This is a genomic window from Amycolatopsis sp. CA-126428 (assembly GCF_002904335.1).
In the GTDB taxonomy this organism is placed as follows: Bacteria; Actinomycetota; Actinomycetes; order Mycobacteriales; family Pseudonocardiaceae; genus Amycolatopsis.
The window spans coordinates 13,785-36,222 of the sequence record NZ_PPHF01000114.1; the positions used below are offsets into that span (position 1 = coordinate 13,785).

Consider the following 22,438-nt stretch of genomic DNA (forward strand, 5'->3'; position numbering starts at 1 on the left):
GTGCTGACCGTCGCGCACCGCCGGCCGAGCGACTCGAACCCCGCCGGCCCCGCGACGACTCTCTTGACGACGTTTCGGCTACCTCGCCGAACTTTTCGCCGACAAGCAGCAGAACCCCAGGACCTGTTCAGCAGGGGCGCTGTTGGAACATCCTTTGGAGCTTGACGCCGTGCTCTTCGCACCCATGACGAACACCACCTTCACGCCACCGCCCCCGTTCGATCCCGAGCTCGGGGCGGCCCTCGCTGCCACCGGACTGGAGTCCATCGCCACCGGGATCACCGTCGACATGCTGGCCGCCGAGCGAGCCGCCCTGCTGGAGGACGTGCCCTCCGTCGCGGAAATCGCCGCCGACTCCCGGCCGGAAGTCGAGGAACGCGTTGTAAGCGGCGCCGACGGTGGCCCGCGAGTCCCGCTGCTGATCATCCGTCCCGCGGACCGGCCGGCCGGTCCGCCGGTCGTGTACACCACCCACGGGGCGGGCTGATGATGGGCAACAACCGGTTCGGGATCGATCTGGTCCTGGACTGGGTGCACCGGCTCGGGGTCGTCGTGGTGTCCGCCGGCTACCGGCTCGCGCCCGAGCACCCGTTCCCGGCGGGGTTGGAGGACACCTATGCCGGGCTGATCTGGACCGCCGCGCACGCGGCCGGGATCGGTGGGGACGGGCGGATCGTGCTCGCCGGCGGCAGCGCGGGCAGCAATCTCGCCGCGGGTCTCGCGCTGCTCGCCCGGGATCGTGGCGAGGTGGCGGTCGCGGGCCAGCTGCTGATGTACCCGACTGACCGGCCTTCCGCCCGCTTACCCGGACGTCGGATCGGCGGAGACGTTCCGGGACGAGACTGTCGCCTACGCCGGGCGGTTGCGGGCGGCGGGCGGCGACGCCGAGCTGCATGTGCGGCCGGGCGCGTTCCACGCGTTCGACTTCCTCGCTCCTGGCCGAGATCACGTTCATCGAAGCAGCTCACCCGTCGCTGAGATCGATCTGATCGCCTACCGAGGCGACACGTTGATCGTCGCCGAATGCAACAGCGCGGGCCGACTGCAGGCCGATCTCCGGTGATACCACCCCCAAATCAGCGGCTGATTTCGGCCCGTCAGTGACCCCGTAGGTCCCCAGCTGGCCAGAGGCGGCCGGGCTGGCTCTGGCGAGCCCCGGGTTGCCGCAGCTGCTGACCAGAGCCGCGGAAGCCGCACTCGTGGACGAGGCGCGACACATCATCGAGGAATTCCGCCGAGCCGCTGTTGCACGTCCGGCATCCACTGGGCAATCCGTCCGATTGGCCGAGAAGAGCTGCTGCACGCACCTTTTCAGGGGAATCGCGGCGGTTTTCCGGAACGTGGCGTGATTATTCTCCGACGTCCCGGGAAACACACAGGGTGGCCCAGACGACCTTGCCGCCGGCCCACGTCCGGCTGCAGCCCCAGGCCCGGGCGAACTGGGCCACGAGCTTGATACCGAGGCCGGGTTCCGTCGTCGTCTGCCGCTCGTGCAGCTCGGCCGGGCGCGGATCGTCATCGGCGACGGCGATCGTGCAGATGCCGCGGCGCAGGTCGATGCGGACCTCGGGGCGGGAGCGGGTGTGCTGCAGGGTGTTCTCCACCAGTTCGGTGACGAGCACGAGAGCGTTTCCGATCAGTGCGGGAACACCCCACGCTCGGCACACTTCGGTGACGAAGTCACGGGCGAGGGCCGCCGTCGTGTCGGCACGGGGAAAGTCGCGGACCGCGCGCCGGCGCACCGGGTCGCCGAACCCGCGTTCGGCTTCGGCCGCGTCCCGGTGTACCGGTGCGTAACGGGTGATCGGCGAGCGGCGGAGCACCGCGTGCTGGTCTGGTTGCCGGGTGACGAGCGCGAACGGGATGCCCGGCCAGTCGCCCAGCCGCATGGCCACTAGGGTGAAGACGCTCAGCTGCGCGTCGTGGGCGAAGCCGAGACCGGAGACGTCGGCGATCAGGCCGTCCGGTGCTTCGGTGGCGGCCTTGAGCAGGCCGTCACGCACTGTCGCGTGGGAGTGCAGGTCGAGGGTGCCGGTCACGGTGAGCACCGTCGACCGCGCCCGCCGGGTCAGTTCCATCTGCACTTCGGCCATGACCCTCGCCTTTCCGCGGCGCGGGGCAGCCGCAGCGTGATGCCAGGGGAGTGGCACGTCATCGAATTCCCTGGACCCAGGTTAACCCGTCCGGGCCGTTTTATTCCTGCAGGTCGCGAGCGGCTGTGGTGGCCACTGGGCACGGGAGCGCGGGTGTCGGCACGGCTTGAACGTCGGTCGGCCGGGGCCCCCGCGGGGTGGTGGCCGGCGTGCTGCCGGTGACGGCGGTGCTGCCGGGTTCGAGACCACCGGCGAGTGGGTGAGGCAGGCCGATCCCGGGAGCCGCGCCTCGGCGGGCGCGCTGCGCCGATCTCGGCCGGGGCGGCAGCTGCTCTCCTTCGGCGGCGTCACTCGCCTTCGACGGGGGGCCAGCGTGGTGTGGTTGCGGACGAGGGCGGCGGCGATGTCGGCGAGTTTGACGTTGAGGTCCTGGGAGGCGCGACGCAGCAGGCGGAAGGCGGCGTCGGCGTCGATGCCCTGGCGCGCCATCAGGATTCCCTTGGCTTGCCCGATCACGTCGCGGGAGGCGATCGCGCGGTGGAGGTGGGTGCGTTCGAGGTCGGCGATCTCGGCGCCGCGGGCCTGCTGGAGCGCGAGTGAGGCGTGAGTGGCCAGGAGCAGGGCGCAGTGACGGTCGGTCTCGGTGATGCCGCCGCGGTGGGCGTAGATGTTGAGGGCGCCGCCGACCCCGGCGCGTTGTGCGGGCAGCAGGGCGGTGGAGAGGACGGCGTTGAGGCCGTGGGCGGTGGCGACGGCGGCGAACTGGGGCCAGGCCGAGGTCCGGGAGAGGTCCTGGTCGAGGGAGTAGGCGGGGCCGTCGGGGCGGGCGGCGTCCAAGCACGGCCCGGACCCGGTGCGGTACTGGACGTCATCGAGGTCGGCGGCAATGTCGGGGATCTCGACCGGGGTGAAGAAGCGTCCGCCGGGATCGCGCAGGGTGATGCTGACCAGCCGGGCGTGCGGGATGACGACCGTCGTCGCGGCGACCACGTGCTGCAGGGCCTGGCTGACGCTGGTGGCGTCGAGCAGGATCCGGGTGAGCTCCGCCAGCTGGGCACCGAGGTGCCGTTCACCGCCCCGCGCCGGGGCGTCGGCGAGCGCTTCCTCCACGCTGGCGTGCACCGGCAGGGTGCCGTCGGGCAGGCTGCTGTGCAGGATTTTGGCGTTGAGAGCGTCCGGTTCGAGCAGGACCGCCGTGTGAACGCCATCCTGCACGCGGCGCACCGCGAACTCGCCGAGTGCCCGGACCCCGGCCGCCGAGAGATGGCCGACGTCGCGCAGGTCGAGCACCACCAGGTGCGGCGGCGGGTAGGGTGACGGTCGCGTCGAGCAGTTCGGCCAGTGTCGCCTGCGCCGTTTCAGCCCCGAGCGTCCCGCTTACCCGCAGGATCAGGGCCTGTTCGGCGTCCACCGCCACGACCTCGGCTCCGGTACTCATGTCCCACCTCCCCCGCTGTCCGAACGGCGTACCCGAATGGAGTACCCGTGGGGTCGCCTGCGTAACCCGGCGATCGTGGTGTGGCAAAAGACCCCGGCCGGTCGCCGCGGCCGGGTCCGGACGACCGGGGGGCCGACGGTCTCCGAGGCCACCTGCGCGGGCCCCCGGGCCAAGGTGGGTTCCTCGGGCGAGCGGGGAGTCCGCCGCCTCGGGTGCCGATCACGGCGGCCGTCTGCCGCTCTACCGTGCCGCTCGCCGGTGGTCAAACCCTTACGACCGCGGCAGCTCCGTGGGCCCGGGGTACCCGTCGACGATGTCCTCGCCGCCCGCTCAGGTCCGGGTTCCGCGGTCCGCCGCCGACATCGTCCTCGACGGCGCGCCCCGCGCCTTGGCCGCCGAGGTGGAGGACCGTCACCGGCCGGCGCCGGCCACGATTGGTTCCCGGGTGCTCTGCTGACGATCGGAAACCGCCGTCAGGGGTTCGCTCGCCCTCAGGTGGGTACCCCCACCACGAGGAGGCCCCCATGACTGTCCGGCCGCGGGACATAGTCGTCGTCGGTGCTTCGGCCGGTGGTGTCGAAGCCTTGCGCGCCATGGCCGCCCAGCTGCCCGACGACCTGCCGGCCGCCGTTCTCGTCGCGCTGCACATGCCCGCCGGGGGCACGAGTGCCCTGCCCGCGATCCTCGACCGCGCGGGCCCCCTGCCGGCCCAAGTCGCGCGCCATGGCGAACCGCTGGAACACGGGCGCGTTTACGTCGCCCCACCGGACCATCACCTGCTGGTGTCCGACGGCGCTGTCGCCCTGTCGCACGGGCCCACCGAGAACGGTCACCGTCCCGCGATCAACGCCTTGTTCCGCTCGGCCGCGGTGGCGCGGGGTGCCGCGGTGACCGGTGTGCTGCTCAGCGGGATGCTGGACGACGGAGTGGCGGGACTGCAGGCGCTCGCCGGACAGGGTGCCCGCGTGGTGGTCCAGGATCCGCGGGACGCGTTGTACCCCGCCATGCCGGAGCATGCGCTGCAGGTGCTCAGCCCCGACCACGTGGTGGCGGCGGCCGGCATCGGCGAGGTGCTTGCCAAGGTCACCCTTGAGCTGGTCGAGGCGGATTCCGGACCCGCGCCCGAGGCGTTGCGGTGGGAGAACGAGATCGCGAGCGCGCGACGCTTCGGAGAGGGAATGAGTGCTGTGGGCCGACCCTCCGAGTTCGCGTGCCCCGACTGTCACGGCGTGCTCGCCGACATCGACAACGGCCTCCGCTACCGCTGCCGCGTCGGGCACGCCTGGACCGCCGAAGCACTGGTCGCCGCCCAGGGCGACGCTGTCGAGCACGCTTTGTGGACCGGCATGCGCGCCCTCGAGGAGAAGGCTTCGCTGTGCCGTCGGCTGGCCGCGCTGGCCCGCGAACGCGGCAGCGACCAGATCGCCGAGCGGTACGACGTCCAGGCACGGGAGACGCTCGAGGCCGCCGACGTGCTCCGGCGCCAAGTGGTCGGTCGAGGCTGAGGGCCCGGCCGACCGCGTGGCCGTCAGGGGCGGCCGCGAACCGGGGTCTGCCGCAGCGTTCGGCTTAGGGAGTCTGCCGCACTTCCTCCATCAACAGGAGAGCACCCTGGCTCTGGCCGTTCGCCGCCAGCAGGGAGCTGCACACGAGCCGGACCGTCGCCGACCGGCCCCGGCGGTTGACCGCGTTCAAGTTGAGCTCCGCGTGGAAGTCGGGCTCGGCCAGCGCGTCGCGGACGGTGGGTCGCAGCTCCGTCAGCGGGAGCCCGATGTCGAGGTTGAGCAGATGAGCGCCTTCGGCCTCCTCGCGCCGCACGCCCCACAGGTCCTCCGCCCCCCGGTTCCAGGCCTTGATCCGCATTTCGGCGTCGACCACGATGATCCCGGCCTGGATCGAGGTCAGGACGGACTCGAGGAAGTCGTTCAGCTCGTCGAGTTCCAGGCTGCGGTCGCGCAGCGCGTCGTTGATGGTCTGCAGCTCGTCATTGGTCGACTGCAGCTCTTCGTTCATCGTCTCGAGCTCTTCGTTCGTGGACTGGAGCTCTTCGTTGGTCGTCTCCAGCTCCTCGACCGTGGACTGGAGTTCCTCGTTCGTGGTTTCCAGTTCCTCGTTCGTTGACTGCAGCTCTTCGTAGGCCGATTCGAGCTGGCGGTTGCTGTGCTCCAGCTCGGTGAGCAGCTGCCGCGCCCAGCTGACGTCGTGGAACACCACCGAGACGCCGAGGAGGCTTTTGTCCCGGTCCACCAGCGGGTTGACGTGCACTTCGTACCACGCGACGTCGCCGGCCCGCCGCCATTCGACGTCCTTGATCCGGAGAGAGCGGCGTTCGAGCCGGGCCTGTTCGACGTACGGGCGCAACGCGACCGGCCGGTAAGAGACGTCGAGGTCCCACAGGCTGCGGCCGACGTCTCGGTCGGAGAGCCCGAAGGCGATCTCCGCCTGCTGGTTGACCAGGGCGACGATTTCATCGGCCGTCACGACCACCTGGGCGACCGGGCTCGCCGAGAAGGCACTCTCCCGGAGCTCCTCGAGGCCGGACACGTCGATCGCCCGGCGGGTGGGCACGCCGGGCGTGACGAAGTGGCTGTAACCGGAGGGCGTCCCGGCGACCTTGCGGAACACCCGCCGCTTGAGGTCGAGGGGCTCGAAGATGCGTGTGTGGCTGAGCAGCATCTCGGCCTTGCCGAGGAAGAGAAGGCCCCGGGTGGCCAGCGCGAAGTGGAACCGTTCGAGGATCTTCGTCTGGGTCTCGGCGTTGAAGTACATCAACGTGTTGCGGCAGACGAGCAGGTCGATCCGCGAGATCGGGGCGTCCTGCACCAGGTCGTTGCGGCCGAAGATGACCGAACGGCGCAGGTCCTTGCGGAAGCAGTACCGGCTGCCCTGCAGCTCGAAGTACTGCTCGAGCTTCGCTTCGGGCAGGCCCTCGACCTCCGCGGAGGTGTAGGCCGCGTGCCGAGCCTGCGTGAGGGCCTCTTCGTCGACGTCGGTGGCGTAGATCTTGACGCGCTGCCGGAACGCCTCCACGCCGATCGCGTCGGCGAAGGCGATCGCGAGGCTGTAGGCCTCCTGCCCCCCGGCGCAACCGGCGCTCCACACGCGGATGGGCTCCTCGGGGCTGCGTTCGGCGAGCAGTGCCGGGATGACGTGCTCGCGCAGGAACTCCCAGGCGTCGGGGTCGCGGAAGAAGCCCGTGACGTTGATCAGGATGGTGTTGAACAGGGCGGCGAACTCGTCCGCGTTGACCTGCAACTGGTCGATGTAGTCGACGTAGTTGTCGACGCCGACCTGGTTCATCCGGCGCAGGACCCGCCGGCGCAGGCTGCTGCGCTTGTAACCGGTGAAGTCGAAGCCCCGCGACTCCTTCAGGTAGGCGAGCACCGACTCGAACTCGTCGTCTTCCAGAACGGGATCCGTCACGCTCCGACACGCTACCCGCCGCCGCACCTCCCGGCGTGCCGGGGCAACACGGCCCACACGACCTTTCCGCCGCCCCGTGACCGGCTGCCGCAGCCCGGGAGCCGCGCTGCCCGGGCGACCAGCCGGAGCCCGAGGCCGGTCGCGATCAGCTCGGCTCCGTCCATTACCCGGCGACCGAGCCGGCCCGGAACTCGGGGACGAGCTGCACGCCGGTCATCGCTCCGCCTCGGGACCGAGCGACAACACGAACTGGCGGAGAGTTCCGGCGGCGGAGGCACATTCTCGCGCGGTTTCGGTGTACCGGCGGACGGTGCCGGCATGCCCGCGGGCTTCGGCGTCCCGTTTCATCCGCTCGGCGATTTCCTCTTTTTCCTCGAGCGAGCGCAATGCCGTCCACAGGGCGCGTTCGAACTCGGTACCGCGCGCCGCGAGCAGGGCTTCGGCCGTCCAGGCGTGGCCGACACGACAGCGGTAGTGGGCCGGCTCGTCGCCGGCTTCGAGAAGGGTTCCGTGGCAGTCCGGGCAGGTGTAGCCCGATGCAGGCGCGTGCTCGGCCAGGGCGCTTCGCCGGACCCGGTCCCGCGCGATCCGGTCATCGAGCAGCAACGCCGGCGAGGGCGGCGCCACCGCGACCGGTTCCACCTGCTGTCGCACGAGCTGGTCGAGTGCCTTGCCGAGTACCTCGGCGGGGTAGACGTGCTCCGTCGGGACGCGCGCGAGGGCGCTTTCGGGCATGCCTGCGTAGAGCGCGTCCGCCGGATCCTGGACGACGGCGAGGCCACCGCGTTCGACGACCGTGCACAGGCCGCTGGTGCCGTCGTGCAGCGAGCCCGACAGCACCACGCCGATCACCCGCGGCCCGGCCGCGAGCGCGGCCGAGCGAAAGGTGGCGTTGACCGCCGGACGGTGCCCGTTCTCCGTGGGGCCGCGGGCCAAGGTCACCGCGCCGTCGTCGACCAGCAGGTGGTGGTCGGGTGGCGCCACCTGGATCACGCCAGGGACCAGCGGCGCACCGTCCGTGGCCGGCTCCGCGCGCAGCCGGCCCGCCCGGCTGAGGATCTGCGGCAGGGCAGTGGGAGCGGACGGAGCGAGGTGCAGCACCACGAGCACGGCGGCGGGGAAGTCGGCGGGCAGTTGCCGGACGACCACGCGCAGGGCTTCCACCCCACCCGCGGAGGCGCCCATCACCACCAGATCCCGCTGGACAGCCATGGCTCACCTCCGGGTGCCCTCTCCTAGAGTAGCCGCGTCGTCTCCGTTCGGGTAAGCGCCATGGCGGGCCCCGCACCGCGCCGCGGACCCGCACGCCGCCCGAGTCGATGACGGGCCGGTCGAGGGTGCCGGTCGCGCGGTGGTGCTGCATTGCGGAGCCGAGAGGCCGAGGCGGAGCCGGCCGTTGCGGACGCTGCTGAACTGTTGCCGGTCCGTCTCCAGCTCTCCGGACGTGCCGGCCCACCACGACGTGGTCGTAGTAGGCCACTGGCTTGCCGGCGCCTCGTCGCGCCGCACCGTCGTCCGGAGGAGCGGCTTTGTCCGTGTTCCCGGTGATGAGCGTCCCTCACGGCGTCGGTGTGCATCCCGATCGATTCCGGGGGAAACCATGTCCGTCACGGCGACCGCGATCACCGACCGTTACCCGACCAGAACCGGGCAGCCCACCACACCGATCCCCAGAAGTCACCCCGTCGTCTGGCCCGGTGGTCCGCCGGGGCCCGCCACCGCGGCGGAGCTGGCCGGCTACGACCGGAACGGTTACCTGGTCGTGCCCGGGCTACTGGCCGCGATCGAGGTGGCGGCCCTGCGGGCGGAGCTCGCCCGGCTGGCGGGGGATCCCGGGTCGGCGTCGGATCCGCGGGTCGTGCGGGAGAAGCGGTCCGGGGCGGTCCGGTCGATCTTCCAGGTGCACCGGACCAGTCCGCTGATCCGGGAATTGGTCCTCGACCCGCGGGTGCTGGACCGCGCCCGGCAGATCCTCGGCTCGGACGTCTACGTCCACCAGAGCCGGATCGACCGCATGCCCGGTTTCGTGGGCAAGGGCTTCTCCTGGCACTCCGACTTCGAGACTTGGCACGCCGAAGACGGCCTGCCGGCACCGCGGGCGGTCAGCATGTCACTGGCGTTGACCGAGAACCTGCCCTACAACGGCGGGCTGATGCTGATCCCGGGGTCGCACCGCACGTTCGTCCCGTGCGCCGGCGAAACCCCGGCCGAGCACTACCGGGCCTCGTTGCGGGAGCAGGAAATCGGCGTGCCGGCGCAGGCGGACATCACCCGCCTGGCCACGGCGCACGGGATCGACCAGTTCACCGGGGCCGCCGGGAGCGCGCTGTGGTTCGACGCCAACGTCCTGCACGGCTCGGGCGGCAACATCACCCCCTACCCGCGCTCGAACCTCTTCGTCGTGTTCAACAGCGTCGACAACCCGCCGGCCGCACCGTTTGCGGCGCCGGACCGGCGGCCGGCGTACGTGGCCGCGCGGGACGTCAGCCCGCTGCGCCGGACCGAGGAGGGCGATGGTGGAACGGAATGACCGCCTCTTCGGACCGCCGGGCCGGCCTTTCGACGGCGAGGGCATGCCGGGCGAAGCACCAGCGGGCGATCGGGTGACCCCGTGGTCACCGGAGTTGCCCCGCCGTCACCCGGGCGTGGAGGTCCTGCAGGGCCGCGAGCACTTCGCGGTGGCGGTACCAGTGCAGCCAGGCGCCGGTCTCCCGGCAGAAATCGTGCACCCGCTCCCACTCCGGGCCGTCGAGGACAGGGCCGGGTGCCTCGTGCAGGGTGGTCAGCACGCCGGCACAGCCTGCGGTGTGGCCCTGGAGCGGGATGCTGCAGGCCGCGGCGAACCCCACGCCGAGCAGCACATGCCGGGTGTCCGGCCGGCAGTACAGCGGGTCCCGCGCGATGTGGGCGCTGATCACGGCCGCGCCGCTGACCCGTGCGGCCGTGCACGTCGACTGCTCGCCATCGAGGTGGGCGAACGCCTTGGTGAACTCCGCGCCGAGCCCGCGGACCGCGGCCAAGCGCAGCCCGGCTCCGGTTTCGTGCGGCAACTGGGCGTACCCCGCCGCCGCGCCGGTGCGGTCCAGCGTCACTTGCAGCAGCAGCTCCAAGACGGTTGCCGGCGTTTTTCCGGAGCGGTCGACGGCGAAGCTCAACGACGGCGCCTGGCGCTGCAACGGGCCGATGAGCCAGGTGCGGTCGCGCGGACGAGGCAGTTCCACGAGTGCTTTCGCCAGGACGACCAGTTTGACGTTGTGGTTTCGGGAGGCGTACCGCAGCAGCCGGAACGCCTCGTCCATGTCGGCCAGCCGGTAGCGCTCCTGCAGAATGCCGAGGGCCCGCGCGATGACCGGCCGGGTGGCGAGCTTCGAGCGCAGGTCGGCGACTTCGTCCCGGAGCCGGTCCAGCTCGGCCGGTCCGTCCGGGGCGAGGCGCCGCAGGGCTTTCTCCGCCGCGCCCAGCGTCACGTAGGTGTCGATGACGTCCGTGGCCTGCGCGGCACGGAGGACCCGCAGCACGATGCCGGTGCCCGACACCACCCGCAAGCACCGGCCGCCGGCGGCGAGGGCGTCGGCCACGGCGTGCAGTTGCCGGACGCCGGACGCGGTGAGCAGCGTGACTCGGCTGAGGTCGACCACGGGGTCCGCGAGGTCGGCGGCCAGCTCCTGCACCCGGTCACCGAACCCGGGCCCGGCACTCAGGTCCAGTTCACCGGTGACGACGACGACCGGTCGCTCGCCGGCGGGGACGAGTTCCGCCGACCACGGCGGATATCGCACGCCGCGCTCACCTGCGTCCACGCGTGCCTCCTCACGCCGGGGCCGGACGCATACCCCGATTCGCGAGCGGCGAAACATCGACGGACCGAACCGGCCCCGAACCCCCGCTTGTGGAAGAACCGGGACGAAGGCGGCATCCGTGCGTCGAACACCTCGCCGCGCCGCGTCGAAGCCGTGGTCGCCGGCCGGCTGGCGGCGAAGAAGCGCCGGGAGGGCCACCTGGTCCACACCGCCGACGGCGGCATCGACAGTGAACGCGACCACCGGCCGCGTCCTGACCGGCCCGGTGAAAACGGTGGGGCGAGCGACAATATCAGCTCGACGGAGGTCACGCGTGACGCTCTGCCTTTCAAAGACCCCGGTCACGCCGGAGCCGTGTTGACCCTTTCGTCGAGAGGTGCCCCCGCACCGGCCCTGTTCTCCCGCTTCCGCTCGCAGGTCGACCCCCCACAGACCTCCGCTGGGCGGAAGCGGGTCCACTTCGGTTCATCGCGCCGCCGTCAGCCGGCGTCCCAGATGGTCTTCACCTGACTGACGAATTCGGCACGGCTGCCCGCGGCGATGGCCCCGACCCGAGTGCGGTAGCAGTCCAGGACCGCGTCGAAACGGGTGGCGTGCAGGAATTGCCGCACGGTGGGCCGGTCCCCGGTGACCACTCGCACGCGTGACATGCCGGCGCTTTCGTGCACGGCGAGGACCGCACGTGCCCCGGCGACGGACAGGAAGGCCAGGCCGGACAAGTCCAAGAGCAGAACCTCGGGCGGATACTCGGCGGTGAACAGCTGGGCGGCGGCTTGCTCCAGTTTGAGGGCCGTGCCCGCATCGAGTTCGCCGTAGAGCACGAGGACGGCGCCGCCGGAGTCCCGGTGCGAAAGCACCACCTCGAGACGCTCGGGCCGGGAAGACCCGGTCACGACCGCCACTCCTTCGGCCAGTCGCTGAACGTCGCGAAGTCGCTGGTCATGATGTACACACCGTCCCCGGAGCAGGTTTGCGGCCCGGTGGAGGCCGTCCGCGTCGACTACCCGATCGGGTGAGGCCCAAACCGGCGCTCGAACGAAGCACGAGCCCGCGCCCACGACGGGACACGACGTTCTGCGCCAACGCCGTGAGCGACCGGTCAGAAGCGAGCGCGGCCACTCGCAACCGAGCGCGTGTCGCCGCAGCCGTGCTCGTCGCTCAGCGTGCCCGATGCAGTATTGCTTCCACCGCTGACCCCACGGCCCTGCCGGCTGTCTGTGCCTAGCCACTCGAGAAGCGTTTCCGTAGACGGCGTCGTCCTGGAGCAGGCTGACGTGGTGCAGCCCGCCGAGCCAGGCGGTGTCGGCGTCTTCGGCCAGGTCGTGGTCGGTGACGGTGACACGAGCAGGTCGCCGGCGATGCGGCCCCGAGTGCTTCCTTCGGTCCGGGACAGCGTCGCGGACACGAACAACCGGCGGATTCCTGGGTCACCTTCCGGCGGCCATGGGGATTCGGCGCCGGTCGCCCACTGGGTCCGGTGGACGTAGCCGTGGGCGAGGTCCTGGATGCCGTCGCCGCGGCTCGCGAGCAGGCGGGCCAGGGGGCTGGTCAGGGATGACTTGCTCAGCAGCCCGGCAAGCTGAGCGACGCGGCGTTCCAGCGGCGCTCCGGTGTGCGGGGTGCCCAGGCACCAGCCGGCTCGCGAGCGGCAGCCAGGGCGCCTTCCGCTCTTGTGCTTGGTAGAGGGCACTTCTGGCCACCAGGCGCGCCCATGGAGTGTCCGATGAGGACGATGTCGGTGACGGGCACGGCCCGTGAAGCGACGAGCCGGGTCAACAGGGTGACGAGGTCGCCGCCGTTGTCGGAGACGTGCCGGCCGGAGTTGTAGCGCACGTGGCCGTTTTGATCAGGTGCCCGCCGCGGGCGCCTGCTGGGCGATGCGGAGGCAGTCGTCGAGCACGTGCTGGGGCACTTCGCGGTCGAGGTCGAGCTTGCGGCGGACGGATCGGGTGGTGGTGAGCACGGTTTCGGCGTCCATACTTACAGTGTATGCGTACACTGTAAGTATGTCTCTGACTCGCGAGAAAGTCCTTGAGACGGCGTTGCGGCTGGCCGATGAGCAGGGCTTGGCGGCGTTGTCGATGCGCAAGGTCGCGGCGGCGGCCGGGGTCGAGGCGATGTCGCTCTACAACCACGTCGAGAACAAGGGCGACCTGCTCGACGGCCTCACCGCGCGGGTCTTCGAAGAGGTGTCCCTGCCGGATCCCGCGTTGCCGTGGGACGGGCGGCTCCGGACGCTGGCCGAAGGGCTTCACGCGAGCTTCACGCGGCATCCGGTCGTCGTGCGGGCGCTGGCGGCGCAGGCCGCGAACCCGCGCTCGGCCGGGGCGTTGCGGGTGATCGACGCGCTCCTGCGGGCGCTGCTCGACGCGGGCCTGGACGAGCAGGCCGCGGCACGCGCTTACCGGTCGTTGCTGGGGATGCTGTTCGGCTCGGTGCTCACCGGCACCGCCGGGACCGGCGCCCCGGCTGTGCGGGACGAGCCGGTGGTGGCGTATTTTCGCCGGATGGCGGCGGCGGGGGAGCTGCCGAGCCTGCTCCGCGTGCTGCCCGCGCTGGAGGCGGGCGACTGCGTGCAGGACTTCGAATACCAGCTCGACCTGCTGATCGGCGGGCTGCGTCCGGGGTGAGGGCTCAGACGGCGGCGAGCCGGCGGAAGCGGCTGCCGTGGAAGACCAGCGGCGGGGTTTCGCCCGTGCGCAGCCGGTGGATCTCCAGCAGGGCGATCACGTGGTCGCCGGCGGGGACCTCCGCGTGCAGGGAACACTCCAGCCAGGCGCTCGATCCGCTGATGAAGACGCTGTCGTCCGGGCCGCACTCCCACTCGACCTCGCGGAAGCGGTCCCCTTGCCGGGCGGACAGGCTGAGGCAGGCGTCGTCCTGTCCTTCGGCGAGGACGCTCAGGCCGAGCCGGGGGCGGTCCCGCAGGAGCGGCCAGGTCGAGGACGTCCGCTGGAGGCAGAGCGACACCAGCGGCGGCGACAGGGAAACCGAGGTGAACGAGCTCGCGGCCATCCCGCGGGGAGCGCCGTCGACGAGGGCGCACACCGCGGTGACGCCGGAGGGGAAGCAGCCGAAGGCTTCGCGCAGGTGGCTTTCGGACGTCACGGACTGGAGGTCGATCATCAGCGTCCTTTCCGAAGCGGGGGATGCAGCGCCCGCACGCGCGGGGCCGGGCCGGTGAAGCGTTCGACGTCGACGGCCGCGTGCTGGCCGGCGCAGCCCTGCGACAGTCGCGACGACGGAATGTCGGCGGTCAGGACGTTCGGGTTGCCGTGGGCGCACAGCGGGCCGGCGGGGTGGTCGTCGACCGGGTCGAACCAGGCGCCGGTCGGGAGCTGGACCACGCCGGGGCGGAGGGCGTCGTCGAGGACCGCGCCGGCCAGGCAGGCGCCGCGGGCGTTGAACACCCGGACGACGTCGCCGGTCGTGATGCCGCGGGCCGCCGCGTCGGCCGGGTTCAGGCGGATCCGCTCGCGGCCCGCCACCTTGCCCGCACTGCTGACGGCACCGGCGTCGAGCTGGCTGTGCAGCCGGGTGTGCGGCTGGTTGGCGATCAGCCACAACGGCCCGGATTCGGACGGCGGGAGCCAGACCGGGTGGCCGGGGCAGTCCGGGTAACCGAAGCCTGCGATGGTCGCCGACGTGATCTCGATGCGGCCGCTCGGCGTGCGCAAGGGCTGCGCGACCGGGTCCGCGCGGAAGTCGGCGAACAGCGTGTGGTGCTCGCGGCCGGGTGGCAGCTTCAGTTCGCCGTCGGCCCAGAACCGCTCGAACGCCGGTTCGTCGCGCCAGGAGCCGTACAGGTGTTCCAGCCACTCTCTCGCGGTGCGGCCTTCGGTGAACGCCTCGGCAACGCCGAGCCGGGCCGCCAAAGCCGCGAAGATCGCGTAGTCGTCGCGTGCCTCGCCGGCGGGCGGCGCGATCCGGTGCATCGCGATCAGGTGGGTGTCGCGCCGGCCGGATCCGATGTCTTCGCGTTCCAAGGTCGTCGTCGCGGGCAGGACGATGTCGGCGTGCCGGGCGGTGGCCGTCCAGTGGGGTTCGTGGACGACGATCGTGTCCGGGCGGGTGAACGCGCGGCGGAGGCGGTTGAGGTCCTGGTGGTGGTGGAACGGGTTGCCACCCGCCCAGTAGACGAGCCGGGTGTCCGGGTAGCGGCGGACTTCGCCGTCGTAGTCGTAGGTGTCGCCGGGGTGCAGCAGCAGGTCGGCGATCCGTGCGACCGGGATGAACTCGCGCACCGGGTTCACGCCCTGCGGCAGGTGCGGGACGCGCAGCTCGGGGCCGGTGTCGCCGACGTCGCCCATCGAACCGTAGCCGTGCCCGAAGCCGCCGCCGGGCAGGCCGATCTGGCCCAGCATCGCGGCCAGCGCGATACCTGCCCAGACCGGCTGTTCGCCGTGTTCGGTGCGCTGCAGCGACCACGTCACCGTGAGCAACGTCCGGTGCGCGGCCATTTCCCGGGCGAGCGCGACGATCTCAGCCGCCGGGATGCCGGTGATCCCGGCGGCCCACTCCGGATTCTTGTCGAGCAGGTACCGCTCGAACTCCGGGTAGCCGACGCAGTAGTGATCGAGGAAATCCCGGTCGTGCCGCCCTTCCACGACGAGCGTGTGGGCCAGCGCGAGCATGAGCGCGGTGTCGGTGGCGGGCCGGATCGGATACCACCGGGCGTCCACTGTGGACGGCAGGTCGTCGCGCAGCGGGCTGACGAGCGCGACGCGGGCCCGCAGCCGCTCGAGGTGCCCGGGTGTCCCGTGGACGGTGACGCCACCGGGGGTGACGAACACGTTCTTCTCCGGTACGCCGCCGAACGCGACGATCAGCTCGGTGTGCTCGGCGATCGTCGGCCAGGTCGACGCTTGCCGCAACACGGCGTGCGTGTCGCCGACGACGTGCGGCAGCAGCACCGACGAGGTCCCGTTGCTGTAGGTGTTCCGCGACGCCGTGAAGCCGCCGATGGTGTTCAGGAACCGGTGCAGCTGGCTTTGCGCGTGATGGAACCGGCCGGCGCTCGCCCAGCCGTAGGAGCCGCCGAAGATCGCCTGGTTGCCGTGCTCGGTCCGGACGCGGTCGAGTTCGGCCGCGAGCCGGTCGAGCACCTCGTCCCAGGGCACCTCGACGAACTCGTCGTGACCGCGCAGGGAGTCCGGACCGGGGCCGTTTTCGAGCCAGCCGCGCCGGACCGCCGGCCGGGCCACCCGGCTCGGGTGGTCCAGCGCGGCGCCCAGGTTGCCCAGCAGCGGCGACGGCGCCGGATCCGCCGGGTGCGGCTCGACGCGCAGCCGGCCGTCGGCGTCGACTTCGGCGGAGAAGGCACCCCAGTGCGATGTGCTCGGCTTCATGCGCCGACGGTAACCGCGTCGGCCTTTTCCCTGACCAGGCGAACGAGCCTGCCGTAGTCGCGGGCGTCGGCCAGCGGCGAGAACCCGCGGATCAGCAGCGTGCCGACGCCGAGCCGGACGTAGTCGAGCAGCGAGTCCGCGACCTGCTCGTAGCTGCCGACCAGCGCGGTCGAGTTCCCGGCGGCACCGGTCGTCTTCGCGACCGCCGTCCAGAGGCGTTCGTCGACCACGTCGCCGGTCGCCGCGGCCTCCAGGAGCCGCTGTGAGCCGACGGCTTCGCTCGAGTCGCGGCGGCCTTTGAACTCGCCGACGCGGTCCCGGGTCAGCCGCAGGATGTCCCGAGCGCGATCCCAGGCCTCGGCTTCGGTGGCCGCGGGGATCGGCCGGAGACTGACGCTGAAGGCGATGTCCCGGCCGGCCGCGGCCCGCACTTGGTCGATTCGCTCGGCGATCCCGGCCAGGGGTTCGCCCCAGAACGCGTAGACGTCGGCGTGCTTCGCCCCGACCCGGATCGCATCGGCGGACGCGCCGCCGAAGTACACCGGGATCCCGCCGTCCGGGCGGACGTCGGAGCGGGCGCCCCGGACCCGGTAGAACTCGCCGTCGTGGTCGAAGGGTTCGGCCGCGTCCCACGTCCGGCGCACCACGGACAGGAAGTCGTCGGTGCGGCGGTAGCGGGTGGGCTTGTCGGTGAAGTCGCCGTCGCGGGCCTGGTCGGCGTCGTCGCCGCCGGTGATCACGTGCAGCGCGATCCGGCCGGGGTGGAACGCGTCGAGGGTGGCGAACTTGCGGGCGAGCTGGGTGGGCGCGACGAAGCCGGGCCGGTGGGCGAGCAGGACGCCGAGCCGCTCGGTGGCGGCCAGCACCTGGTCGGCGAGCACGAACCCGTCCGGACTGCTCGCCGACTGGGCGATCAGCACCCGGTCGAACCCGGCTTCCTCGTGCGTGCGGGCGACCTCGCGCAGGTACTCCGGCTGGATGATCGGCCCTTCCGGCGAGATGATCTCGCTGGCCTGGCGGCCGGCGGCGTAGCCGATGAATTCGAGCGTCACGGGGTCTCCTGTCCCAGGGCGCGGGCGGCGGCGAAGATGTCGCTCATCCGCCAGCTTTCGTTGGCGTGGGTGCGGCGCGCCCGGCCCCAGCCGGAGTCGCGCCGGTACTGCGCGGGCCAGTCCGAAGCCCGGACGGCGGTTTCGTCGACGGCCACGGGGTGGCGGCAGTCGGGGTCGACGAACAGGGCGTCGACCGGGCAGTAGAGCTCGCACAGGAAGCACGTCTGGCAGTCGCTCTGGCGGGCGATGGCGGGCGGGGCGTCCGGGACGGCGTCGAAGACGTCGCTGGGACACACCCGCACGCACTTGTCGCAGGCGATGCAGCGGTCGGCGAGGACGAGTTCGATCACGCGGCGGCCTCCTGCCAGGTGGGGTCGTCCGTGCGCCAGTGCATGCCGAGGGACTCCCGCCTGCGCAGCGCTGCTTCCTTGACCCACCGGCCCATGGCGACCAGCGACGCGGTCTCGCGCGCGGTCACGGCGTCGCGGCCTTCCCCCGTCAGCGTGGCCTCGACCTCCGTCCACAAGGTATCCAATGTAGACAAAGAGCTTCGGAGGCCGGCTTCGTCGCGGAACATGTTCTTGTCGTAGGCGTTCAGCTCCTCCCGGACGACGTCGATCACGGCGGTCGTGTCCACCGCGGCCCGGCGTCCGCTCGGCCGGATGCCCGCCCGCCCGATCGGCCGCAGCGGAGCCGCGGCGGTGCCGTGGGCGTGCCGGACCGCCGCCCGCCCGGCCCAGGTGCCCGACGACACCGCCCACGCGGAGTTCGGCGACCCACCACCCGAGATCGCGCCGACCACCGGCACCCGGCTGGCGACGTCCCCCGCGGCGAACAGCCCGGGCACGTCCGTGGCACAGTCCGCGGCCACGACCAGCCCGCCGACCCCGCGGATCGTGCCCTCGCCGAGCAGGGTGACCTCGAACGGCTGCGTGTAGGGGTCGATCCCGCGGCGGGTGAACGGCAGCAGGAAGTTTCGGCTGCACCACGGGCATCTTCCGGCGTACCCACTCCGGCGCGCGATCGAGGGTGGTGAACACCGGGCCGCGCAGCATCGCCGCGCCGAGGACGCGGTTGCGGTCCGGCCCGGGCGGCAGCTCGATGACCCGGCCGTCGACGTCGGTGTAGGTGCCGAACAGGTAGGTCATCGACCGCGCCATCGTCGAGTACGCCGGGGCGAGGGTGTAGTAGTTCGAGAACTCCATGCCCGACAACCGCGCGCCGGCCTCGACGGCCATGAGGTGGCCGTCGCCGGTGTTGCCGCGCGAGCCGAGCAGGTGCGAGCGGAAGGCCGTGCCGCCGGTGGCCAGCACGACCGCGCCCGCCCGCACCTGCCAGTTCCCGCCCGCCTGCCGCCGGACTCCGGCCGCGCCGCCCACGGAACCGTCCGGGCGCAGCAGCAGTTCGAGGGCGGGGTGGTGGTCGAGGATCCGGACGCCGGCGCGGTGGATGAGCCCGCGCATGGCGCGCAGGTACTCGGGCCCGCGCACGTTGTTCGTCCGGTCGGGCTTTCCGTCCCGCAGCGGGAACGGGTAGTACCGGTCCAGGGTCGGCAGCCGCTCCCACGTCGTGCGCAGGACCCGCAGCGCCCGTTCGGGCTCGGCGAGACCGCCGGCGTGCGCGTGCCGCTCGGCCACCGCCCTCTCGTGGTCTTCCGGTTCGACGAACCAGTGCGTGACCCCGGCCGTAGCCGTGACGCCGCTGGTGCCGCAGTAACCCTTGTCCACCAGCACGACGTCCCCGCCGGCCTGGGCCGCGGACAGGGCGGTCCAGGTCGCGGCGAGGCCGCCCCCGATGACGAGCACGTCGGCTTTCACCGGGTCTCGGCCAGTTCGGCGACGCCGAGCTCGGCCAGCAAGCGGTGGCGCAGCTCCTCGAACTCGGGGTTGCGGCGGCTGCGTTCGCCGTCGAAGGCCACGCGATGCTCGGCGGCGAGCCGGCCGCCCCGCATCGCGACCACGCGGTCGGCGAGGAGGATGGCCTCGTCGACGTCGTGCGTGACGAGCAGGACGGCCGGGCGGTGCGCGGCCACCAGGTCCCGGACGAGGGCGTGCATCTTGATCCGGGTCAGCGCGTCGAGGGCGGCGAACGGTTCGTCGAGCAGCAGCAGCCGGGGTTCTCGGACCAGTGCCCGGGCGAGGGCGACGCGCTGGGCCTCGCCGCCGGACAGCGTGACCGGCCAGGCGTCGAGGTGCCCGGCCAGGCCGACTTCGGTCAGCGCACGGGCCGCGGCCTCGCGAGGCAGGCCGACGGCGACGTTCTGCCACACCCGCCGCCAGGGCAGCAGCCGGTGCTCCTGGAACACGACCATCCGCTCGGCCGGGGCCGTCAGCTCGCCGCCGTCGGGCGTGTCGAGCCCGGCGAGCAGGCGCAGCAACGTCGTCTTGCCGCAACCGCTTTCGCCGATGAGCGCGACGAACTCGCCGGGCACGATGTCGAGGTCAAGTCCATTGAGGACGGTTCGTGGACCGAAGCTCTTGGTCAGCGCGCGCACGCGCACGGCCGTGCTCACAGCTTCACCGCGTGGTCGGCGATGGTGATCGGGCCGCTGAGCACCTTCCGTTTCGTGAGCCAGTCGGCTCCGCGCTGCAGCTGCGCGATCCCGTCGTCGTTGATCAGCGCCAGCTTCGTCCGGACGTTCTTGGCGGCCATCTTGTCCAGGACCGCCTGCGGGTAGTGCGAGACGGCGTTGCCGATGTCGAGGGACTCCTTGTAGCGCTGGTTCTGCCAGTCGTAGTCGGCCTGGAACGCGGCGATCACCTTGCGGATGGTGTCGGCGTTCTGCTCGGCGTAGTCGCGGCGGACGAGGTAGCTGGTGAAGTCGATCTGGAAGTCCAGCTCGTCGCCGTCGACGAAGATGGGCTTGGCGCCGTACTGGACTTCGGCGATCTCGCGGAAGCCCTGCCAGATGGCCCACGCGTCGATCTTCCCGGCCCCGAACGCGGCGGAGGCCTCCGGTGGGTTGAGGTAGGTGACCTTCACCGACTCGCGCGGGACGTGGTACTTCTCCAAGGCGGCGACGAGCAGGAACTCGCCGAGCCCGGCCTTGTTGACGGCGACGGTCTTGCCCACGAGATCGGTGACCTTCCCGATGCCGGTGTGCGCACCGGCGACGATGGCGGTGGTCCGCGGGGTGGACGCCGCCCAGGCGACGTAGACGAGGTCGGCGCCGGACAGGACCGCCTGGTCGGCCGGGGTGGTGCTGCCGCCGAAGCTGAAGTCGGCCGTGCCGCCGACGACGGCCTGCAGCGTCGGCGCGTGGTTGGGGAACGGGCCCACCCACTCGACGGCGATGCCCTGGTCCTTGAGCGTCTTCTCGAGCACGCCACGGGCCTTCGGGACGGAAATGGTGCTGTAGGTCAGCCGGACCTTGCCCTGCGTGGCGCCGCCGGCCGAGCCGGTGGCGCACGCGGCGAGCGGGGCGGCGAGGGCGGTGAGCCCGGCTGCGGTCAGGAACGTGCGGCGGGAGAGTGTCATGGCGCTCCTCAGGCGGTCAGGCGGGCGTAGGTGGGGTGCCAGCGCAGCAGGCGGCGTTCCAGCAGGCGGGTGACGAGATCGCAGAGGATCCCGATCACGGCGTAGATGAGCACGACGAGCACGATGACGTCGGTTTGCAGGAACTCGCGGGCGTTGGTGGCCATGAACCCGAGTCCCGCGTCGGCGCCGAGGGTTTCGGCGATGACCAGGGCGAGCCAGGCCGCCGTCAGCGACAGCCGGAGCCCGCCGAGGATCGAGGGCAGCGCACCCGGCAGGACGACCCAGCGGATCTGCGCGGCCCGGCCGAGGCCGACTACGTCGGTCATCTCCAGGAGTTTCGGGTCGATCTGCCGGATGCCGAGCACCGTGGTCAGGTACAGCGGGACGGCCGTGCCGAGTGCGATCAGGAAGATCTTCCCGGCCTCGCCGATCCCGAACCAGACGATCACGAGCGGCAGGATGGCCAGGAAGGGGACCGCGCGGACCATCTGGATGCTGCGGTCCAGCAGCGCTTCGGCCACTCTGGACAGTCCCACGAGCAGACCGAGCCCGAGACCGAAGCTCGCGCCGATGGCGAACCCGGTGGCCGACCGCTGCAGGCTGGCCACCAAGTTGGCGGGCAGTTCGCCGTCGGCGATCAGATCGCCGGCCTTGGCCAGCACGCTGCTCGGGGCCGGCAGCACCTGCTTCGGCAGGAGCCCGGTCCGCGCGAGCAGCTCCCACAGCGCGAGGACGGCGACCGGGGCCAGCCACGAGACGGCTCGGTACGGGAATCGGAACCCGGCGGCGACGGGCCGGGTGAGGGCGCGGGTCACCGGGGATCCAGGCCGGAGTCGAGGTACTCGCCGAGTTTCTTGCCGCCGGGGAAGAGGCCCTGCTGAACCCACGTGTCGTAGGTCTTCTGCAGCTGGGCCGCGAGCGCGGCGTCGACCGGGACGCGCTGGTAGTTCGTCTCGTCCGGACGCACCTGGGCGGCGATTTCCAGTGACTGGTGGGCGAACCCGGCGTACCACTTGTCGAACGCGTCGGGGTTGTCCTTCGACCACGCGTAGCTCTTGTCGACGCGGCTCGCGAAGTCCTGGATCGCCGTCCGCTTCCGAGGATCGCCGAGCGCCTTGTCCGTCGCGGAGAGGACGTTGAGGCCGGAGTTGATGCCCGCGCCGTCGGACAGGACCCGCGCGCCCAGTTCGCCGCGGGCCCGGGCGGCGTAGATGCTCCAGGTGGCCCAGGCGTTGATGTTGCCGGTCGAGAACGCGCCGTTGGCCTCGGACGGCGCGAGGAAGTTCAGGGTCACGTCCTTGTCCGACAGCCCGGCCTGCTTCAGGGCGCCGATCACGAGGTAGTGCGCGACGCTGCCGCGGGTGGTGGGGGAGATCCGCTTGCCTTTGAGGTCGGCGACGGTCCGGGCCGGGCTGTCCTTCGGCACCAGGAGGTAGGTGCCCTTGCCCCCGTTGTTCCAGGCCGCGGCGACCTTGATCTTGGAGCCGCCGGCGATCGCGGTGACGGTGGGCGAGTCGTTGGCGCCGCCGATGTCGATCGCGTCCGCGCGCAGGGCCTCGTGCAGGTTGACCGCGGCGGCGAACTGCGACCACTCGATCTTGTACGGCAGGTTGCCGAGCAGTCCGGCCGCCTTGAGCCGGGACTGCGTGGCGCCGGTCTGGTCGCCCACGCGCAGCACCACCTCGCCGGAAGCGTCCGATGTGGACGAACTGCAGGCGGTGAGCGTGGTGAGGCCGAGCAGGGCGGCCACGAGCAGGACGAGCCGGGGTTTCGAGGGCATGCGGAACTCCCAATGCGGTGTCGGGCC

Annotated in this window: 23 protein-coding genes and 2 pseudogenes; 8 read left to right on the forward strand and 17 right to left on the reverse strand. The window is 71.7% G+C overall.

The features are described 5' to 3' along the window. Positions 1–184 precede the first annotated feature (184 nt). The 3 genes and pseudogenes from C2L58_RS50735 (at position 185) to C2L58_RS50745 (ending at position 1,063) form a co-directional block, all read left to right on the forward strand. Positions 185–487, forward strand: a complete 303-nt coding sequence (locus C2L58_RS50735) for a hypothetical protein (protein WP_233225967.1) — start codon at positions 185–187, stop codon at positions 485–487. A 2-nt stretch (positions 488–489) separates the two neighbouring features. Then, positions 490–721: pseudogene (locus C2L58_RS50740) on the forward strand (alpha/beta hydrolase); the annotation flags it as partial. 60 nt (positions 722–781) lie between these two features. Beyond that, a complete protein-coding gene (locus C2L58_RS50745; protein ID WP_233225972.1) occupies positions 782–1,063 on the forward strand; it encodes an alpha/beta hydrolase in 282 nt (93 codons plus the stop codon). A 286-nt stretch (positions 1,064–1,349) separates the two neighbouring features. Here C2L58_RS50745 and C2L58_RS27710 read toward each other — a convergent pair whose 3' ends face one another. Beyond that, on the reverse strand, positions 1,350–2,093 hold the full coding sequence (locus tag C2L58_RS27710; protein ID WP_233225968.1) for an ATP-binding protein: 744 nt from the start codon (positions 2,091–2,093) through the stop codon (positions 1,350–1,352). A gap of 81 nt (positions 2,094–2,174) precedes the next feature. After that, on the reverse strand, positions 2,175–3,308 hold the full coding sequence (locus C2L58_RS27715; protein ID WP_233225969.1) for a GAF and ANTAR domain-containing protein: 1,134 nt from the start codon (positions 3,306–3,308) through the stop codon (positions 2,175–2,177). Between the two features lie 747 nt (positions 3,309–4,055). Between C2L58_RS27715 and C2L58_RS27720 the strand changes: the two genes are divergently transcribed. After that, positions 4,056–5,036 carry a chemotaxis protein CheB gene (locus tag C2L58_RS27720; protein WP_103340627.1) on the forward strand — a complete coding sequence of 327 codons (981 nt, stop codon included), beginning with the start codon at positions 4,056–4,058 and terminating at the stop codon, positions 5,034–5,036. Positions 5,037–5,100: 64 nt separating this feature from the next. Here C2L58_RS27720 and C2L58_RS27725 read toward each other — a convergent pair whose 3' ends face one another. Next, positions 5,101–6,954 (reverse strand): CheR family methyltransferase, encoded by a 1,854-nt coding sequence (locus C2L58_RS27725; RefSeq protein WP_146073694.1) that lies wholly within the window; start codon positions 6,952–6,954, stop codon positions 5,101–5,103. Between the two features lie 213 nt (positions 6,955–7,167). Then, positions 7,168–8,166 carry a chemotaxis protein CheB gene (locus C2L58_RS27735; protein ID WP_103340629.1) on the reverse strand — a complete coding sequence of 333 codons (999 nt, stop codon included), beginning with the start codon at positions 8,164–8,166 and terminating at the stop codon, positions 7,168–7,170. Positions 8,167–8,554: 388 nt separating this feature from the next. On the opposite strand from C2L58_RS27735, the gene thpD reads away from it, so the two are divergent. Next, on the forward strand, positions 8,555–9,484 hold the full coding sequence (gene thpD, locus C2L58_RS27740; protein WP_103340630.1) for an ectoine hydroxylase: 930 nt from the start codon (positions 8,555–8,557) through the stop codon (positions 9,482–9,484). A gap of 85 nt (positions 9,485–9,569) precedes the next feature. Here the strand turns inward: thpD and C2L58_RS27745 are convergent, their stop codons facing one another. Next, positions 9,570–10,754 (reverse strand): ANTAR domain-containing protein, encoded by a 1,185-nt coding sequence (locus C2L58_RS27745; protein ID WP_158264181.1) that lies wholly within the window; start codon positions 10,752–10,754, stop codon positions 9,570–9,572. 87 nt (positions 10,755–10,841) lie between these two features. Here C2L58_RS27745 and C2L58_RS27750 point away from each other — a divergent pair, with 87 nt between their 5' ends. After that, positions 10,842–11,264: a DUF2188 domain-containing protein gene (locus C2L58_RS27750; RefSeq protein WP_103340632.1), complete on the forward strand. Its 423-nt coding sequence runs from the start codon at positions 10,842–10,844 to the stop codon at positions 11,262–11,264. Here the strand turns inward: C2L58_RS27750 and C2L58_RS27755 are convergent. Then, positions 11,234–11,614, reverse strand: coding sequence for an STAS domain-containing protein (locus tag C2L58_RS27755; protein ID WP_233225970.1), 381 nt, complete (start codon positions 11,612–11,614; stop codon positions 11,234–11,236). The genes C2L58_RS27750 and C2L58_RS27755 overlap by 31 nt on opposite strands. Here C2L58_RS27755 and C2L58_RS49925 point away from each other — a divergent pair. Further along, the gene (locus tag C2L58_RS49925) at positions 11,600–11,770 is read left to right on the forward strand and encodes a hypothetical protein (RefSeq protein WP_199191472.1); all 171 of its coding nucleotides are present in this window, start codon (positions 11,600–11,602) and stop codon (positions 11,768–11,770) included. The genes C2L58_RS27755 and C2L58_RS49925 overlap by 15 nt on opposite strands. 830 nt (positions 11,771–12,600) lie before the next feature. On the opposite strand, the gene C2L58_RS27760 is transcribed toward C2L58_RS49925, so the two are convergent. Continuing rightward, positions 12,601–12,732: a hypothetical protein gene (locus tag C2L58_RS27760; protein WP_369904247.1), complete on the reverse strand. Its 132-nt coding sequence runs from the start codon at positions 12,730–12,732 to the stop codon at positions 12,601–12,603. Between the two features lie 28 nt (positions 12,733–12,760). On the opposite strand from C2L58_RS27760, the gene C2L58_RS27765 reads away from it, so the two are divergent. Beyond that, positions 12,761–13,384, forward strand: a complete 624-nt coding sequence (locus tag C2L58_RS27765; RefSeq protein ID WP_103340634.1) for a TetR/AcrR family transcriptional regulator C-terminal domain-containing protein — start codon at positions 12,761–12,763, stop codon at positions 13,382–13,384. A 4-nt stretch (positions 13,385–13,388) separates the two neighbouring features. Here C2L58_RS27765 and C2L58_RS27770 read toward each other — a convergent pair whose 3' ends face one another. The 10 genes and pseudogenes from C2L58_RS27770 to C2L58_RS27800 all read right to left on the reverse strand — a co-directional run bounded on the left by C2L58_RS27770 (position 13,389) and on the right by C2L58_RS27800 (position 22,411). Next, entirely contained in the window at positions 13,389–13,880 is a 492-nt protein-coding gene (locus C2L58_RS27770; protein ID WP_103340635.1) for a flavin reductase family protein, read from the reverse strand. Next, the gene (locus C2L58_RS27775) at positions 13,880–16,102 is read right to left on the reverse strand and encodes a molybdopterin-dependent oxidoreductase (protein ID WP_103340636.1); all 2,223 of its coding nucleotides are present in this window, start codon (positions 16,100–16,102) and stop codon (positions 13,880–13,882) included. Before C2L58_RS27775 ends, C2L58_RS27770 begins: the two co-directional genes overlap by 1 nt. Beyond that, positions 16,099–17,154 (reverse strand): LLM class flavin-dependent oxidoreductase, encoded by a 1,056-nt coding sequence (locus C2L58_RS27780; protein WP_103340637.1) that lies wholly within the window; start codon positions 17,152–17,154, stop codon positions 16,099–16,101. The genes C2L58_RS27775 and C2L58_RS27780 overlap by 4 nt, the downstream gene beginning before the upstream one ends. Continuing rightward, the gene (locus C2L58_RS50750) at positions 17,151–17,504 is read right to left on the reverse strand and encodes a 4Fe-4S dicluster domain-containing protein (protein ID WP_233225971.1); all 354 of its coding nucleotides are present in this window, start codon (positions 17,502–17,504) and stop codon (positions 17,151–17,153) included. Before C2L58_RS50750 ends, C2L58_RS27780 begins: the two co-directional genes overlap by 4 nt. Beyond that, positions 17,501–18,025 carry an FAD-dependent oxidoreductase gene (locus tag C2L58_RS50755; RefSeq protein WP_146073696.1) on the reverse strand — a complete coding sequence of 175 codons (525 nt, stop codon included), beginning with the start codon at positions 18,023–18,025 and terminating at the stop codon, positions 17,501–17,503. The genes C2L58_RS50750 and C2L58_RS50755 overlap by 4 nt, the downstream gene beginning before the upstream one ends. A 319-nt stretch (positions 18,026–18,344) precedes the next feature. Beyond that, positions 18,345–18,971: pseudogene (locus C2L58_RS51530) on the reverse strand (FAD-dependent oxidoreductase); the annotation flags it as partial. Then, positions 18,968–19,666: an ABC transporter ATP-binding protein gene (locus C2L58_RS49425; RefSeq protein ID WP_158264183.1), complete on the reverse strand. Its 699-nt coding sequence runs from the start codon at positions 19,664–19,666 to the stop codon at positions 18,968–18,970. The gene C2L58_RS49425 and the pseudogene C2L58_RS51530, both read right to left, overlap by 4 nt. Next, on the reverse strand, positions 19,663–20,631 hold the full coding sequence (locus C2L58_RS27790) for an ABC transporter substrate-binding protein (RefSeq protein ID WP_103340638.1): 969 nt from the start codon (positions 20,629–20,631) through the stop codon (positions 19,663–19,665). The genes C2L58_RS49425 and C2L58_RS27790 overlap by 4 nt, the downstream gene beginning before the upstream one ends. Positions 20,632–20,639: 8 nt before the next feature. Beyond that, complete coding sequence (locus C2L58_RS27795; protein WP_103340639.1) at positions 20,640–21,446, reverse strand: ABC transporter permease subunit; 807 nt, start codon at positions 21,444–21,446, stop codon at positions 20,640–20,642. Continuing rightward, the gene (locus C2L58_RS27800; RefSeq protein WP_103340640.1) at positions 21,443–22,411 is read right to left on the reverse strand and encodes an ABC transporter substrate-binding protein; all 969 of its coding nucleotides are present in this window, start codon (positions 22,409–22,411) and stop codon (positions 21,443–21,445) included. Before C2L58_RS27800 ends, C2L58_RS27795 begins: the two co-directional genes overlap by 4 nt. Positions 22,412–22,438 lie beyond the last annotated feature (27 nt).